This window comes from Glycomyces arizonensis DSM 44726, from assembly GCF_000482705.1.
GTDB lineage: Bacteria > Actinomycetota > Actinomycetes > Mycobacteriales > Micromonosporaceae > Glycomyces > Glycomyces arizonensis.
Window position 1 is genome coordinate 109,656 of record NZ_AXWO01000001.1, and the last position, 15,179, is coordinate 124,834.

A 15,179-nucleotide genomic window follows, 5' to 3' on the forward strand; every position below is an offset into this window, starting at 1 on the left:
TCGCGTCGGGGGGCGAGTGCGAGTCGAGGCTATGCAGCGCCGACCGGAGTGTCAAGAGGGGGCCTTGAGGCGCACGGGCCCCGTTGAGGATTCATGCCCGCGCGGCACTGCGTTAGGCTGGTCGGAGTTTTCCCGGCAGCGCCCTTGACCGCCTGGCAATCGTTTGCGTAATTTTATGGAAGATCTTCGATCCGAGCGAACCGACAGAGGACTCACCCCGTGGCCGTGACCATCAAAGACGTCGCCAGAGAAGCGCGCGTGCACATGTCGACCGTGTCCCGCGCCTTCTCGATGCCGCACCGGCTTCGCCCCGAGACCCGGACGAGGGTCCTGGAGGCGGCGCGCCGCCTCGGCTACCGGCCCAGCCGCGTGGCCCGGGCGCTCACCACCGGCCGCACCCACAACATCGGGTTCATCGTCGCCGACATCTCCAACCCGTTCTTCCCGCCGATGATCAAGGCCGCCGAGCACACCGCCCGCGCCCGCGACTACCACCTGTTCATCGCCGACGCCTCCGAGGACCCGGCCATCGAGACCGAACTGGTGGACGCGCTCGCCAAGCAGGTGGACGGGGTGGTCCTGTGCGGGCCGCGCATCGCCAACGCCAAGATCGAGCGCCTCAGCGAGAACATCCCGATCGCACTGGTCAACCGCAAGGTCACCGGCATCCCGTCGGTGACGATGGACGTCGTCAACGGCGCGCAGACGGCCATCGGGCACCTCTTGGACCTGGGGCACCGGAAGCTGGCGTACGTGGCGGGCCCGCGCCAGTCGTGGACCAACACGCAGATCGGGCGCACGGTGACCTCGGCGGCCGACGGCCGCGCTGAGGTGACGGTCCTGGGCCCGAACACGCCGAACGAGAACGCCGGGCTCGCCGTGGCCGAGGAGATCGCCCGCGCCGGGGTCACCGCGGTGCTGGCCTACAACGACCTGCTGGCCATCGGCCTGATGGAGGGGCTGCACAGCCTCGGGGTGGACGTGCCGGGCGACGTCAGTGTCATCGGCGTCGACGACACGGTGCTCGCGCGGCTGGCGCGGCCGCGGCTGACGACGATCGTCGTGCCCACCGCCGACGCCGGGACCGCCGCGGTCGACCTGCTCCTCCAGTACACCGCGGAGGGCGACGACGTCACGACCCGCGCGGCCGGGCACGTGTCGCTCCCGACGAAACTGGTCATTCGCGACTCCACCGCGCCCCCACCGGGGGCCGGTTCCTGAGACGCTGTCGGGCTGTCGGAGGAACTCCGCTCCGGGACGCTCTTGCGGCGACTGAATGATCTGATCCGGTTCGACGGGCTGGGCGGCTCAGACGCCGCCCAGCCCGTCATTCTCGCCGTCTCAGGTCGCCTCAGCAGCCGATCCGCTGGGATCCGAAGGCGACGTCGTCGTACCAGAGGGTGTCGGCGTCGTTGCCGTAGCTCTCCCAGCCGAGCCGGAAGTTCACCAGGGACGGGTTCCAGCCGGAGCCGTTGAGCCACTGGCCGTCGATGTCGTGCGTCGGCACGCCGTCGGCCACGAGGCCCTCGACGAGGCCGCCGTCGACCCAGGTGCTCAGGTTGCCGCCCGAGATCTGGAATTCGATGCAGGTCCAGGTGTCGACCGGCAGCGGCCGGCTCATCGAGACGCCGTTGGGGCTCTGCTCGGGCAGGGTCGCGTCGTCGGACTCGCGGTTCCACTGGAGGGCGCTGTTCTGGCCGCCCATGCGCAGGTCGGCGCCGCCGTCGTTGGCGTCCTGCATGGCGATCATGGTGGTGTGGGTGGCGGGCTGCGCCGTGGTGTGCCGCACGTAGAAGCGGAACCACTCGGCGTCGGCGGGCAGCTCGTGCCCGACGAAGATGTGGTTGCAGTACGTGCCGCCGCCGTCGATCCGGATCGACTGGGAGCCGGAGTGGGCGACGGCGTCGTCCACGGTCGCGGTCCCCGAGCCGGTGCAGTCGGGGGCGCCGACGGTCCAGTCGCCGCCGGGCGTGGTGCCGCCGGTCTGGTTCTCGAAGCCGTCGCACACGGCGCCGGAGGTGCAGCCGGTCGGATCCGGATCGTCCGTGGGGTCGTCCGGGTCATCGGTGGGGTCGTCCGGATCGTCCGTGGGGTCGTCCGGGTCGTCGGTCGGATCGTCGGGCTCGTCCGTCGTCGGGTCGTCGGGCTCCTCGGCGCCGCAGACGGTCCCGTTGAGGGTGAACGACTCGGGCTGGGCCGCGGAGCCGCTGACGACCATGCCGAACAGCTCGCGGGTCTGGCCGGCGGCGACGGCGCCGTTCCAGCCGACGTCGGAGCCGGTGAACGTGGTGCCCGACTGGCTCCAGTCGACGTTCCAGGCGCTCTGGACCGAGGCCCCGGAGGGCAGGTCGAACTCCAGTGTCCAACCGTTGACGGCCTCCGTTCCCGCCGTGAGCGACACGTTCGCCTGGTGACCGGTCCCCCAGTCGCTGACGATGGCGTAGTCCACCGTGTCGCAGGCGGCGGCCTGTGCCGGGCTCGCCGCCACCACCGCGAGCGTCCCGGCGACGAGCGCCCCGGACGCGGCGGCCGCGGCGCCGAAGAGCCGGCGCCGGCTTCGAGTTCGCATGACGTCCATGCGACGACCTCCTTCGGCCCGGTGCGCGATGCGCTCACGATCGCGGACATGGGCCAATACATTGACTGACTTGAATATTATGACCCATGTCGATGATCAATGGAAGCGTGCCCACGCTTTGATTCGGCCGAATCGTCCACAACCGGCCGCCCACTCGGCGTGTCGCCGTGCTGACTGGACGGTCGGCCGCGGAGTCCGCTCCGGGAAGCCGGATCGCCCCGGTCCGGCGAACGGCGCGCCGGACCGGGGCGGTCGCTAGGCGGTCTTCTCCAGGAAGAGGGCGTTGCACTCGCGCTGAAGCTCAGCGTCGTCCCACATCGCGTGCTGCGGGGCGGCGTTGGAGCACACGATCGAACCCCACGCGCCGACCTTCCGCGAGAGCACCATGGCGTCGCGGCAGATCCGCGCGCCCACCGGGCCCTCCTCGAAGCGGCAGTCGCGCGGCGTGTAGCCCACCCAGCCCTCGCCGAACACGAGCGGCACGCCGAGGCGCTCGGCGTGGTCGGCGGCGACGCCGATCCACTCGTGCAGCTGCCGGGCCATCGCGATCCGGTGGGCGCCGTAGCGCTCGTAGAGCCAGCGGTCCACCTTCTCCGGGTCGCACCAGTCGTGGACGTAGATCTCGCCGCGGCCCACGATCGAGGCATGCCGCTTCCACTCCTGGTCGGCCGGGGGCGCCCACTCGGCGAAGCGGGGCGCGCCGGGCCGCAGCAGCTCGGCGTCGGCCCGCTCCTGCGGGAAGTCGGCCGCCGCCCCGCGCAGCGCGAACTCGCGCACCAGGTCGTCCAGGACGCCGTAGACGTACGGGTGGAACACCAGCGCCCCGGCGTTCCGCGGCAGGCCGCGCATCGCGGCCACCGGCACGCCCGCGTAGTTCGGCGCGCACAGGACGTCGGGGTGGCGGGCGCTGAAGGCGGCGATGCCGTCCTCCAGGCGCCCGCGCAGCTCCACGACCGGGTCCTCGGCGCCGGGCAGGCCCTCGGTCAGATGCCCGGCCTGGACCTCGTTGTGGGGCTCGACGAGCGCGACGGTGTGCTTCAGGCCGTGCTCGGCGAGGAGGTCGACCAGGTCGGCCAGCGCCTCCCCCAGCACCGTCAGCCGCTCCTCGGGGTCGACGGCCTGGAGGGCGTCGTGCCAGGCGCGGTCGGCGGCGAAGGCCGGGCTCTGCTGGTACTCCCACGAGGAGACGATCACCGAGACGCCGTGCCGGTCGGCGGCCCGGAAGAACTCCAGCAGGTGGGCTCGGGCGTCGATCGTGGTCGGCTCGCGGACGTCGTACCAGCGCACGCGCGAGGCGTAGCCGCCGCCGATCGGCTCCAGGCGCAGCGCGGAGGTGTCCAGGCCGGACCTGAAGAGCAGGAACGGCATGGCGCAGATGCGCACCGCGTTGTAGCCGAGCCCGACCGCCCGAGCGAACGCGGCGTCGAGGTCCTCGAACGGCTCGCCCGGGCCGGTGCGGACGTACCAGGAGAAGTCCCACAGCGTGATGGCCAGGCGCTCGGGCAGGTGGTCGGGGATCGTGTCGGCGCTCAAGGCGCTCCTTCCGGTGGTGGTCATAATTTCACCGCTCCGGTGGTCAGGCCGGAGACGAGTTGCTTGCGCAGGAGGATGAACACGGCGATCGCGGGGATCGCCGCGAGGATGGAGCCGGCCATGACCAGGTCGTACTGGCGGCCCTCGGCCCCGAACAGCGCCTGGAGGCCCAGCGGGACGGTGTAGTACTCCGGTTCGGAGACGATGACCAAGGGCCACAGCAGGTTGTTGTAGGTGGTCAGAAAGCTCCACACGCCGAGCGCGCCGATGGCCGGGCGCAGCAGCGGCAGCACGATGGACCAGAAGATGCGGAACTCCGAGCAGCCGTCGATGCGGGCGGCGTGGAGCAGCTCGTCGGGGATGGCCTGCTCGGTGTACTGGCGCATCATGAAGATCCCGAACGCCGGGGCCACCCACGGCACGATGAGCGCGAACAGCGGATGCGCGAGGCCGAGCTTGGCCACCAGGATGAACAGCGGCACGAGGATGACCGCGAGCGGGATCGCCAGCGAGGAGAACATGACGTCGAACAGCAGCCGCTTGCCGCGGAACTCGTATTTGGCGAAGCCGAAGCCCGCCAGGGAGCAGAAGAACACGACCGCGGTCGTGCTCAGCAGCGCCACGACGGTGCTCATGAGCATCCAGCGCCAGAACGGCTGCTCGGCGAGCAGGTTCGCGTAGTTCTCGATCGTGACCGGGTCGGGCCACAGCTTCGGCGGGAACGCGAAGATCTCGCTGCGTTCCTTGAACGAGGACGACAGCGCCCACACCAGGGGCGCGATGTAGACCAGGGCCAGCAGGACGAGGGTTGCGTACAGCAGGACGCGCCCGCCGCTGGACGAGCGCTTGCGGCGCTCGGGGGCGGTGCTCGGGGCGTCGGTGGTGGCAGTGGCGGCGTTCATCGGTTCCTCCCTACGCCGAAGGCGCTGATGCTCAATCGGCCCAGCGCGAAGACGATGAGGAACATGACCACGCCCGCGGCCGCGGCGTATCCCAGTTCCAGGCGCTGGAAGCCGGCCCGGTAGATGAACATCGACACCGAGATGGTCGACTCGCCCGGGCCGCCCTGGGTGAGCAGGAACGGCTCCTCGAAGATCTGCGCGGTGTTGACCAGCATGGTCACCGCGATGAACGCGGTCACCGGCCCCAACTGCGGCAGCGTCACCGAGAAGAACCGGCGGACCGGCCCGGCGCCGTCGACCTCGGCGGCCTCGTGCAGCTCGCGCGGGATGTTCTGGAGCCCGGCGAGGAAGAACATCGTCAGGAAGCCGGTCCAGCGCCACAAGACGAGGATGACGACCACGATGCGCGCCCACAGCGGGTCGGTGAGCCAGGAGATGCCGCCGAAGCCGAACAGCGCTTCGAGGACGGCGTTGAACAGGCCGTACTCGCCGTCGAAGATCAGCCCGAAGATCAGGGCGATGATGATCGGCGACAGGACGACCGGCATGAAGTAGACCAGGCGGAACAGATCGCGCAGTTTGAGGCCGCGAGCGTTGAGCGCCTGCGCGATGAGCAGCGAGGCGGGCAGGACGACCGCGAGCGCGAACACGGTGTAGAACGCCGTGTTCAGCAGCGAGGTGCCGAAGCTGGGATCCTGGAACAGCCGCGCGTAGTTGTCGAAGCCGATGAAGTCGGGCGTGCCGAGCCCGGCCCATTCGGTCAGGCTCAAGTAGACGCCCGCGCCGATGGGCACGACCATGAACACGGTGAACAGCACGAAGAACGGCGAGATGAAGACGTAGGGCGCCCACTGGCGCCGCCCGGTCCGTCTGCGCTTGTTCTGGGTGACGGTGGTGGCGCTCATTGCTCGGGCACCTGCCTTTCGTAGGCGCTGATGCCTTCGGTGAGGGCCTCCTCGGCGCCGATCTCGCCTTTGAGGGCGCGCAGGATCGGTCCGCCGAGGCTGTCGCGGAGGACGACGAGCCCGGCGCCCTGGTAGTAGACCGGCAGTTCGTCGGCGGCGACGCCGTAGACCTCGAAGATGCGTTGGTCGCCCAGGTAGGGGTCGGTGATGTCCTGGAACTCGGGGGTCTCGTAGAGGTCGGCGAGGGTGGGCAGGTAGGCGCCCGCCCAGTAGCGGGCGAGCTGCCCTTCGGGGGTGAGGTAGCAGCGCTGGAGGAAGTCGAGCGCCGCGTCGGTCAGGATCTGGTCCTTGACGACGCCGAACGCGGTGCCGCCCATGGTGGAGGACACGGAGCCGCCGCCGGTGAAGCGGGGGATGTTCCGGGCCCGCCACAGGCCGGCCTGGTCGGGCACGTTCGCCTCAAGGCCGTAGACCTTGTACCAGTTCGGCATGACCGTGGCGATGAGGCTGCCGCCCTTGAGGGCGGCGGCGGTGGCGCTGCCGTACGGGTCGGCCAGGGACAGGAACGCGCCGGTGCGGACGCCCTCGGCCATGAGCTCGATGACCTCGATCGACTCCTCGGAGAGCACGGTGAGGTTGCCGTCGGCGTCGTAGAGGCCGCCGCCGCGCTGGAGCAGCATCTGGGTGAAGCCCTGGACGATCGCGGTGTTGTCGCCGTCGGAGACCATGCCGATGGCCTGGCCGGTGTCGGCGGCGACCTCGGCGCCGATCTCCAGCAGCTCCTCCCAGGTCTCGACGTCCTCGGGGATGCCGAGCTCCTCGAACAGATCGGCGCGGTAGTACATGACCGAGACCGAGTTGTCGGACTCGAGCGCGTAGACCTTCCCGTCGACGGTGTACGGCTGGGTCTTCAGCAGCCGGTCGCCGAACGGCTCGGTCAGGGGCGTGAGGTCGGACAGGAGGTTCGGGGCGATGTCCGAGCCCATCATGCGCGGGAACTGGCCGATCTCCAGTCCGGCGAGGCTCGGCAGCGGCCGCTGCGCGACGGCCTGGCTGACCAGGCGGGCGATGACGTCGGGCGGCGCCATCGAGGTGACCTCGACCGAGAAGGTCCAGTCGCTCCCGCCGACGAGGCCGGGATCGGAGGCGGCCTCGGTGAAGAAGGTGGCGTACCCGGGGTCGTGCGTCCACAGGGTCAGGTCGGCCTGACCGGATTGGAGGGGCGGGCCCTCGGTGGGCGAGGAGCAGGCGGCCAGTCCGGCCGTGCCCAGCCCGGTGGCTCCGAGGAGCCTGAGCAGTCGTCTGCGGTCGAGGTTCATGAGGCCTCCTCGGCGTGGAGCCGGACTCTGCCGACGCGCACCAGCGAGACGGACGCGACGGTGACGCCGTCGGCGGCGCCGCGCACGGCCGGGTCGACCCAGATGCCGGTCTCGGCCCGCCACGGCAGCAGTTCGAGCCGGACGCCGTGGTCGGCGGCCGCGTCGCGGTGGGGCGTCAGGTCGACGTCCCACACACGACCATGCCAGAAATGATCGGATATGCATAGATCGCCGATGTGGGCGCGGCCGGTGTCGCCGGTCCAGTCGACGCGGAGCAGGACGCGGTCGGCGCCTTCGAACGCGCCGGTCGGCACGTCGAGGCGCACCTCGGCCGCGCCGGCGTAGTCCTCTGGGGCGCTGAGCCGGTCCATGGGGCCGCCGCGGCGCGGCGGCGGCGGGTCGCCGTGCTCGGGGCGCAGGTCTTCGGCGAGGGTGAGCGGACCGGCGTTCGGGCTGGTGAACGCCCACGTGCGCCACGGTCCTCGGAGCTCGCCGGGGTCGCCCGCGAGGCGTTCGGGGGCGGGCAGGAGCGCGACGGTCCACCGCTCGGTGTCGGGATGTGCGACGAGCTCGCCGCCTTCGGCGTAGACGGGGACGTCGGCGAGGACGAGGCGTTCGCGTCCGGCCACGTCGAGCTTGTAGAGGCGGTTCGCGCTCGCCTCGTCGAGCACGAGGAGCCGCGCGCCGGGCAGGCGCACGAGGCACTCGGGGCCCGGCTCGGCCGGGAGGTCGACGACGGTGCCATCGCCGAGGACGATCTCGACAGGGACGCCGTCGGTGGCGGCGAGGACGACGATGTCGCCTTCCTCGTCCGCGACGCGGGTGAGGACCTGCGCGGTGGCGCTGCGGAGTTCGAGGCCCGGCGCGAGCGGGTAGCGCAGCGGCCACGCGAGCGAGACTCCGGCGGGGAGGTCGATCGGCGCGGTCGGGACGGTGACGTCGCCGCCTTCGAGCCCGATCGTGAACTGGACGCCGCGCTGGGCGCCGAGCGGCCGCTTCGGCGGCTGGTAGGTGGTGGCGAACAGGTAGCCGCTGCGCCCGTCGGAGCGGACGGCCCAGCGCAGTTCGTCCGGGTCGTCGCCGCCGCCGATGAAGGCGGGCATGGCGGCGAGGCGGCGGCCGTCCTCGGCGAGCCACAGGTGCTGGCGGCGCAGCAGGTGGTGGTGGGGCCGGATCTGGCCGTGCTCGCCGATGGGGGCGCCGAAGTCGTAGGTCAGGCGCGGGACGTCGTTGGGGTAGCCGGTGGCGTGGGACTCCTGCTCGCCTCCCGCGGCGCCGGTGCGCTGGGTGCCGCCCGCGTACATGTAGTAGCCCTGCCAGACCGAGCCGGAGCCGATCTTGGCCAGCGCCATCGCGGCGACGTCCTCGGGGGCGACGAGGGGGCGGCGGTGGTAGGCCACGTGCATGCCGCCGCCGAGCTCGCAGGTGGCGAACGGCAGGGCGTCCTTCTCCGGTTCAGCGGCGGTGTCGGCCTCGATGCCATCGATCCCTTCGCGCAGGTCGGCGCCGACCGAGAGGTCGTCGCGGACCTCGCTGTATCGGAAGTGGACGGGCGCGAAGGCGGGCCACTCGGTGTCGGCCTCCTCCCAGAAGCCGTCGGTGTAGGCGCCGTAGACCGGCAGGAGCGTCCCGGGCACCTGGGCGCCGCCCCAGCCGGTGGCCGTCCAGATCGGGACGCGCAGGCCGAGGTCCTCGGCGATGGCCCGGAGGGTGGCGAGGTGGCCGGGCTGGTCGTAGAGCTCGTTGTCGACCTGGACGGCGACGACGGGACCGCCTTCGGCGTGGGTGAGGCCGCCGAGCCTGTCGATCGTCTCGGCGTAGAAGGCGCGCACCAGTTCGAGATAGGCGGGGTCGTCGGTCCGGGTCTTGACGTCGCGTTCGACGAGCCAGTCGGGGAAGCCGCCGTGGCGGGCCTCGCCGTGGGCCCACGGGCCCATGCGGACGACGGCGTCGAGGCCGTGCGCGGCGGCGAGTTCGACGAAGGCGCGCAGGTCGAGGCCGCCGTCCCAGTCGAAGCGGCCGGGCTCGGGCTCGTGCGAGCGCCAGAACACGTAGGTGGCGACGGTGTCGAGCCCTCCGGCGCGGGCGTGGCCGAGGGTCTCGGCCCAGCGTTCGCGGGGAATCCTGGAGTAGTGGACCTCGCCGCTGACGGGGAACCACGGTGCGCCGCCGCGTTCGATCCAGCGTCCGGTCACTTCGATGCGGTCGGGGGAACCTGGGGGTTCGCCGAGGGGAAGGCGGCCTCGGGCCACCGGGCCCGGCGGCGGGCAGCGCAGGGCGCGCGCCGTGGGGCGGGGCCGGGTGCGGTGTGCCGCCGATGTCTCGTCGTGCATTTCTCTCCTTTGAGAAGTGGTGGTTCGGCTCATGCGGCCGGACGGCCGTCCAGGCTCGCGAGCTGGGATCGGAGTACGCGGACCCGTTCGTCGTGCGCGGCCTGGACGTCCTGGTCGAACAGCAGCATCTCGGGCAGCGAGGTGGCGAAGTAGTCCACTCGGGCGGTGGCCTCGGCCTGCTCGGCGATGTGGCGGGCGAGCCCGCCCTGCAGGCGCCGGGCCTCGTCGTCGCGGCCGAGGCGGCGCAGCGCGGTCACCGACGCCGCGGTCCGCTCGGAGTAGGTCTGGACCCGCATCGCCTGGAAGTCGCCCTGCTGGGCGGCGGCCGTCGCCCACGCCTCGCGGGCGGCCTCGTGGTCTCCCGCGGCGGCGAGGGCGTCGCCGAGGACGAGGTGCAGGTCGGCGGTGTTGGCGAGCGGGTGGCGGGCTTCGCCGAGGCCCGCGATCGGGTGGAGGGCGGCGGTGGCGTGGTCGACGGCCCGCTTGGCCTCACCGGAGGCGATGGCCTTGCGGGCCGAGGCGAGGTGGGCCTCCTCCCAGGCGGCGAGGACGCGGCCCTCGCCGCCTTCCCAGGGCTGGAAGGCGCGGCCCGCGAGGACGTCGAGGGCCTCGCTCTCGCGGCCTTCGGCGGTGAGGAGCTCGGCGAGCTGGACGGAGAGGTCGTCGCGCCGGTCGACGAGGTCGCGGCGGGCCAGCAGGGTCTCCAGGCGCTCGGCGGGGGCGGCGGCGCGCCGCGCGGCGAGCTGGTCGGCCTCGTAGAGCAGCCGGGCGTCGTCGGGCGCGGCCGCGCGGGCACGCCCGTAGTAGCGGGCGGCCGCTGCGGGGTCGCCTTGGACGTTGTGGGCGGCGACGCCGAGGTTGCGGAGCACGACCGGGTCTTCGGTGGTGGTGGCGGTCTCCCAGGCGGCGATGGCCTCGTCTCGGCGTCCGGCGGCGTAGAGCCAGTGTCCGGCGAGCGCGGCGAGCACGGGGTCTTCGGGCCGGTGGCGGCGCAGGCGCGCGAGGGCGTCGTTGTCGGCGGACGAGGGGAAGCACCAGGTGCGGTCGAGTCTGCGGACGCGGTCGAGGGCGGCCTCGGCGGCGGCCTCGTCGCCGCGGCGCAGTTCGAGGTCGGCGCGGTGGATCCAGGCGAGGGGCGCGACGTTGGTGCGGCCGAGGACCAGCGGCATGCGCGCGGCCTGTTCGAGCAGCTCGGCGGCGGTCTCGTCCTCGCCGACGGACAGGTATTCGCGGGCGACGTCCAGGGCGATCGTCGCATCGTCGGTCGTCTCGCCGTGGCCCAGGCGTGAGGCGAGATCGCGGGCCCAGGCGTCGAGCGGGTTGTCGCGGAGCGTGCCGGTGACGAGGGCGGCGGCACGGTCGACCTCGCCGCGCCGCATCGCGGCGACGGTGGCGAGGTTGCGAGCCTGGGTGTGGTTCGGGGAGCGGTGCAGCAGCGCGTCCAGGTCTGCGACGGCGCGGTCTTCGGCGGCCCGGTCGGTGTGCCCGGAGGCGAGGTCGAGGCGGACCGAGGCGACGGTGGCGGCGTCGAGCCAGCTGCGGTCCCACATGGCCTTGCCGAGGGCCTCGCGGGCCTCGGCGGTGCGCCCTTGGCGGGCGAGGACCAGGCCGAGGCGGTAGTGGGCCTCGCCGTCGCGGGGATTGGGGTTGCGGCGGGTGAGGCGGGCGACGGCGGTGCGCAGGTGCGCTTCGGCGTCTTCGAGGCGGCCGGTGTGCTGGCATCGGGCGGCGAGGGCGGTGTTGCAGCGGGCGTCGCCGGGGTCGCGGCGCAGCGCCTCCTCCCAGTACGGCTCGGGCGAGCGCGTGGCGTGGCGGTATTGGGCCAGGTGGAGGCCGGTGAGGTAGAGCTCGTCGACCGAGTCGATGCCGGCGGGTGCGGGCGGTTCGGTCGCGGGCTCGGCGAGGCCGGTGTTGGAGGCTTCGGGCTCGGGGCGGGGGCGCCAGGCGATGAGCGTCTCGCCGCCGTGCTCCACGGCCAGTTCGCACTCGCCCGGCTCGACGGCCGCGTCGATGACGGCCTCGTGAACGTAGGGCGCACCGGGCGCGAGGTCGACGGCGGCCTCGTGGAGGACGCGGTCGCCGGAGCGCAGGACCACGCGGGCGCCGGGGCGCGGGGCGGTGACGGCGGCGGCGATCCGCACGCGCGTGCCGTCGTCTTGGGGATCGAAGTCGAGGCGGACGGCGGCCTCGCGGGTGGCCTGGTGGACCGGCCCGGTGTCCTGGATCGGGTACCAGTACTGCGAGAAGGTCTTGGTCTCGCCGGGCTTGAGATAGGCGAAGTCGGGCTGGTTGTCGGTGAACACCCCGGCCATGAGCTCGACGTAGGGGCCCCCGGTGTCGGTCAGGTGCGCGTCCCAGGCCCAGCCGAAGGGCGCGTTGCCCCACGTCCATTGCTTCTTGCCGGGGGCGATGCGGTGGTCGGCCCAGTGGACGAACCCGGCGCGGGCGCCGTGGTCGTAGCCGCCGAAGAAGTCGTCCTCGGTGCCCAGGCACATGTACGAGGTGGGCACCGGGATGTTGCGGTACCAGTCGAGGCGGTCGCCGTCCGGTCGCTCGGGGGTGCGCCGCGCGGGGTAGTCGACGCCGTAGTAGCGGCCTTCGGCGGCCGGGAACGTGGTGGTGGCCCGCTTGGCGTGGTCGGCGACCACGCGCACGTCGGTGGGGAAGAACGACTGGTAGTCGTCGTTCGCCTCGGCGGCGACGTTGGCCCACCACAGGAACGTCTGGACGTCGTCGGTGCGGTTGACCAGGTGGCCGCGCAGCTCGATGAGCGCGCTGCCGGGGCGCAGGCGGAGGCCGTGCATGCCCTGCATGCGGGCGAACGGGTCGTGGTCGGAGCACCACACCGTCACCGATCCATCCTCATCGGACTCGATGGACGTCTCGGTCGGCAGGTGCGTGGCGGGCCGGTGGTGCTGGGGCCAGTTGAACTCGACGCCGCCGGAGATCCACGGCCCGAGCAGGCCGACGAGGGCCGGTTTGACGACCTCGTTGCGGTAGAAGAAGTCGTGGCCGCGGGTCTTGTCGAGGCCGATGTGGACTCGCCCGCCCAGTTCGGGCAGGACCATCAGCCGCACGTACTCGTTCTCCAGGTGCACCGCGTCCCAGTCGCGCGGGGCCTTCTCCTTCGCGACCTCGTCGATGAACGGCAGCGGGTAGACCGCGCCGGAGGATCCCTGGTAGACGCGCCGATCGAGGTAGGCCGGGTACCGGTCGGGCTCGCCGGGCTCGTAGGAATCGATCGAGACGGGCTCGCTCCAGGCCCGCACCGGCCGGTCGGCGATCGGTTGGGGGGCCGGAGGCAGGACGATTCTCGACTCTTCGCTGGACATGCATTTGACCGTACGACGGTTTGACATGACATGTCGATGGTTGTTTCACTGGAGTGCATGGACGAATCGCTTGCCTCGATCGGTCCGGACGCCCTGCCCGACGGGTTCGCGGGTCAGCGGATGCTCGTGGTGCCGCGCCGGACCGTCGCCCAGGCGCTGCGCCACCCGGTGACCGGGAGGCTGCTGGTCACCGACGCGGGGTTCTTCCCGCACGCGGCCCGCCACGGCCGCACCCGGGCGGCCGGGGCCGGGCAGCACCTGCTGCTGGTGTGCACCGGCGGCGCGGGGTGGTGCCGCACCGACGAAGGCCAGTTCACGGTCTCGCCGGGCGGCGCGGTCGTCCTCCCGGCCGATCGACCGCACGCCTACGGGGCCTCAAGGTCCGATCCGTGGACGCTGTGGTGGTTCCACTTCGTCGGCGCCGACGCCGCCGACCTGGTGGGCGCGGCGCGCGCCTCGGCGGGCGGGCTCGTGACGCACCTGCGCGATCCCGCGCCGGTCGCGAGCCTGATCTCCCAGATCATCGACGCGCTCGACTCGGGCACCACCACCGCGGGCTTCATCCGGGCCTCGGGGGCGGCGTGGCACGCGCTCTCGCAGGTGATCGCGACCGGGCGGCGGGCGCCCGGGTCCGATCTGGGGCCGTTCGAGCGGGCGGTGGAGCACCTGCGGGCGACGGCGCCGCGGCACACGGCGGTCACCGCGCTCGCCTCGATGGTCGGCCTCAGCACCTCCCAGCTCAGCGCGCTGTTCCGGCGGCGGCTGGGCGTCTCGCCGCTGAAGTACCAGACCCAGTTGCGCATGGCGCGGGCCAGGGAGCTGCTCGACGGCACGAAGCTGCCCGTCGCCGCCGTGGCGCGCGCCGCCGGGTACGACGACCCGATGTACTTCTCGCGCCAGTTCGCCCGCGTCCACGGCATGGCCCCGACGGCCTACCGGAGCCGCTCGCCGCACGAGTGAGGCGGCCTCGAACGTTTCGGAGCCGTCACGGAAACGAATGTGATTGCAACCGCGTGCATTGAACGGCGCCTCGCCGCCCCTCCGGAGGGAAGCGCTCGTAAGCTGCCGAAACGATCAAGGCCCGCAAGGCTAGACTTTCGCGATGACCTCCGCTCACGAAGCCGCCTCGCCGAGCGAACCGCTCACCATCGCGCAGATCGCGAAGCGCGCGGGCGTCTCGATCGCCACCGTCTCCAAAGTGGTCAACGGTCGGCTCGACGTCGCGCCCGAGACCAGGAACGTGGTCGAGGAGCTGATCCGCCGCCACGGCTACCGCCGCCAGAAGCGGGCCGCCCGGCCCGCCCCGCTGGTGGAGGTGGTCTTCCACGAGTTGCGCGGGCTGTACGGGATCGAGATCCTCAACGGCGTCAACGAGGTGGCTGGCGAGCACCATCTGGCCGCGGTGGTCTCGGAGCTGGGCGGGCGCCACACGCCGGGGCGCGGCTGGGTCGAGGACGTCCTCGCGCGCCGCCCGACCGGCGTCATCTCGGTCTTCTCGCATCTGGCCGACGACCAGAGCGCGCAGCTGCGCAGCAGGGGCATTCCGCTGGTGCTCCTCGATCCCACGGGCGAGCCCGGGCACGACGCGCCCTCGGTGGGGGCGAGCAACTGGAACGGCGGGCTCGCGGCCACCAGGCACCTGCTCGAACTCGGGCACCGGCGCATCGCCGTGGTCACCGGGCCCGCGCACATGCTCTCCAGCCGCGCCAGGCTCGACGGGTACCGGGCGGCGATGGACATGGCGGGCGTTCCGGTGGATCCGGCGCTGGTGTGCGTCGGGGACTTCCAGATCGAGGACGGGCGGCGCTTCACGCGCGAGCTGCTGCGGCTGGACGATCCGCCCACGGCGGTCTTCGCGTGCAACGACGGCGAGGCGGTCGGCGTCTATCAAGCGGCGGCCGAGGCGGGGCTGCGCATTCCCGACGACCTCAGCGTCGTCGGCTTCGACGACCTGCCGATGACCGAGTGGAACATCCCGCCGCTCACGTCGGTCCACCAGCCGCTCAAAGAGATGGCGGCCACCGCGGCGGGCATGATCGTGACGCTGGCGAACGGCGAACCGCTGCACCGCCGCCGCGTCGAGATCGCCACGGAGCTGGTCGTCAGGGAGAGCACCGCCCCGCCGCGCTGAGGGCCGGTCCGGGCGCTCCCGGACCGTACGCCGGTGCGCGGCGACAAGTCGTGTGCCGCCCACTGCATCGGCCCCCGATACGACACCGAGACCCGGCGAAGCCGCTTGACAAAGTTGGGACTCACAACTTAATCTGTGACCCGCCG

General features: G+C 72.2%; 10 protein-coding genes. 3 read left to right on the forward strand and 7 right to left on the reverse strand.

Going from position 1 to position 15,179, the window contains the following annotated elements; genetic code table 11:
• The first annotated feature begins 219 nt into the window (after positions 1-219).
• On the forward strand, positions 220-1,221 hold the full coding sequence (locus H613_RS0100500; protein WP_026922238.1) for a substrate-binding domain-containing protein: 1,002 nt from the start codon (positions 220-222) through the stop codon (positions 1,219-1,221).
• A gap of 130 nt (positions 1,222-1,351) precedes the next feature.
• Here H613_RS0100500 and H613_RS0100505 read toward each other — a convergent pair whose 3' ends face one another.
• From H613_RS0100505 to H613_RS23570, 7 genes are all read right to left on the reverse strand, one after another.
• Positions 1,352-2,578, reverse strand: coding sequence for a cellulose binding domain-containing protein (locus H613_RS0100505; RefSeq protein WP_026922239.1), 1,227 nt, complete (start codon positions 2,576-2,578; stop codon positions 1,352-1,354).
• Between the two features lie 255 nt (positions 2,579-2,833).
• Positions 2,834-4,111: a cellulase-like family protein gene (locus tag H613_RS0100510; protein WP_211234647.1), complete on the reverse strand. Its 1,278-nt coding sequence runs from the start codon at positions 4,109-4,111 to the stop codon at positions 2,834-2,836.
• Positions 4,112-4,131: 20 nt separating this feature from the next.
• Positions 4,132-5,013, reverse strand: a complete 882-nt coding sequence (locus tag H613_RS0100515) for a carbohydrate ABC transporter permease (protein ID WP_026922241.1) — start codon at positions 5,011-5,013, stop codon at positions 4,132-4,134.
• Positions 5,010-5,918 carry a carbohydrate ABC transporter permease gene (locus H613_RS23560; protein WP_035735429.1) on the reverse strand — a complete coding sequence of 303 codons (909 nt, stop codon included), beginning with the start codon at positions 5,916-5,918 and terminating at the stop codon, positions 5,010-5,012. Before H613_RS23560 ends, H613_RS0100515 begins: the two co-directional genes overlap by 4 nt.
• The gene (locus H613_RS23565; protein WP_035735432.1) at positions 5,915-7,237 is read right to left on the reverse strand and encodes an ABC transporter substrate-binding protein; all 1,323 of its coding nucleotides are present in this window, start codon (positions 7,235-7,237) and stop codon (positions 5,915-5,917) included. Before H613_RS23565 ends, H613_RS23560 begins: the two co-directional genes overlap by 4 nt.
• A complete protein-coding gene (locus H613_RS0100530) occupies positions 7,234-9,570 on the reverse strand; it encodes a beta-galactosidase (protein ID WP_169731931.1) in 2,337 nt (778 codons plus the stop codon). Before H613_RS0100530 ends, H613_RS23565 begins: the two co-directional genes overlap by 4 nt.
• Positions 9,571-9,599: 29 nt before the next feature.
• Complete coding sequence (locus H613_RS23570) at positions 9,600-12,902, reverse strand: DUF5107 domain-containing protein (protein ID WP_051392764.1); 3,303 nt, start codon at positions 12,900-12,902, stop codon at positions 9,600-9,602.
• Between the two features lie 57 nt (positions 12,903-12,959).
• Here H613_RS23570 and H613_RS0100540 point away from each other — a divergent pair, with 57 nt between their 5' ends.
• Positions 12,960-13,862, forward strand: coding sequence for an AraC family transcriptional regulator (locus H613_RS0100540; RefSeq protein WP_026922243.1), 903 nt, complete (start codon positions 12,960-12,962; stop codon positions 13,860-13,862).
• A gap of 142 nt (positions 13,863-14,004) precedes the next feature.
• Positions 14,005-15,033: a LacI family DNA-binding transcriptional regulator gene (locus tag H613_RS0100545; RefSeq protein WP_026922244.1), complete on the forward strand. Its 1,029-nt coding sequence runs from the start codon at positions 14,005-14,007 to the stop codon at positions 15,031-15,033.
• Positions 15,034-15,179 lie beyond the last annotated feature (146 nt).

What these genes read in the sequence shown, in the direction of transcription:
- H613_RS0100515 (WP_026922241.1), bottom strand. Translation starts at nt 5,013, where the DNA reads ATGAACGCCGCCACTGCCACCACCGACGCCCCGAGCACCGCCCCCGAG.
- H613_RS0100530 (WP_169731931.1), bottom strand. Translation starts at nt 9,570, where the DNA reads ATGCACGACGAGACATCGGCGGCACACCGCACCCGGCCCCGCCCCACG.
- H613_RS0100505 (WP_026922239.1), bottom strand. Translation starts at nt 2,578, where the DNA reads ATGGACGTCATGCGAACTCGAAGCCGGCGCCGGCTCTTCGGCGCCGCG.
- H613_RS0100540 (WP_026922243.1), top strand. Translation starts at nt 12,960, where the DNA reads ATGGACGAATCGCTTGCCTCGATCGGTCCGGACGCCCTGCCCGACGGG.
- H613_RS0100545 (WP_026922244.1), top strand. Translation starts at nt 14,005, where the DNA reads ATGACCTCCGCTCACGAAGCCGCCTCGCCGAGCGAACCGCTCACCATC.
- H613_RS23570 (WP_051392764.1), bottom strand. Translation starts at nt 12,902, where the DNA reads ATGTCCAGCGAAGAGTCGAGAATCGTCCTGCCTCCGGCCCCCCAACCG.
- H613_RS23560 (WP_035735429.1), bottom strand. Translation starts at nt 5,918, where the DNA reads ATGAGCGCCACCACCGTCACCCAGAACAAGCGCAGACGGACCGGGCGG.
- H613_RS23565 (WP_035735432.1), bottom strand. Translation starts at nt 7,237, where the DNA reads ATGAACCTCGACCGCAGACGACTGCTCAGGCTCCTCGGAGCCACCGGG.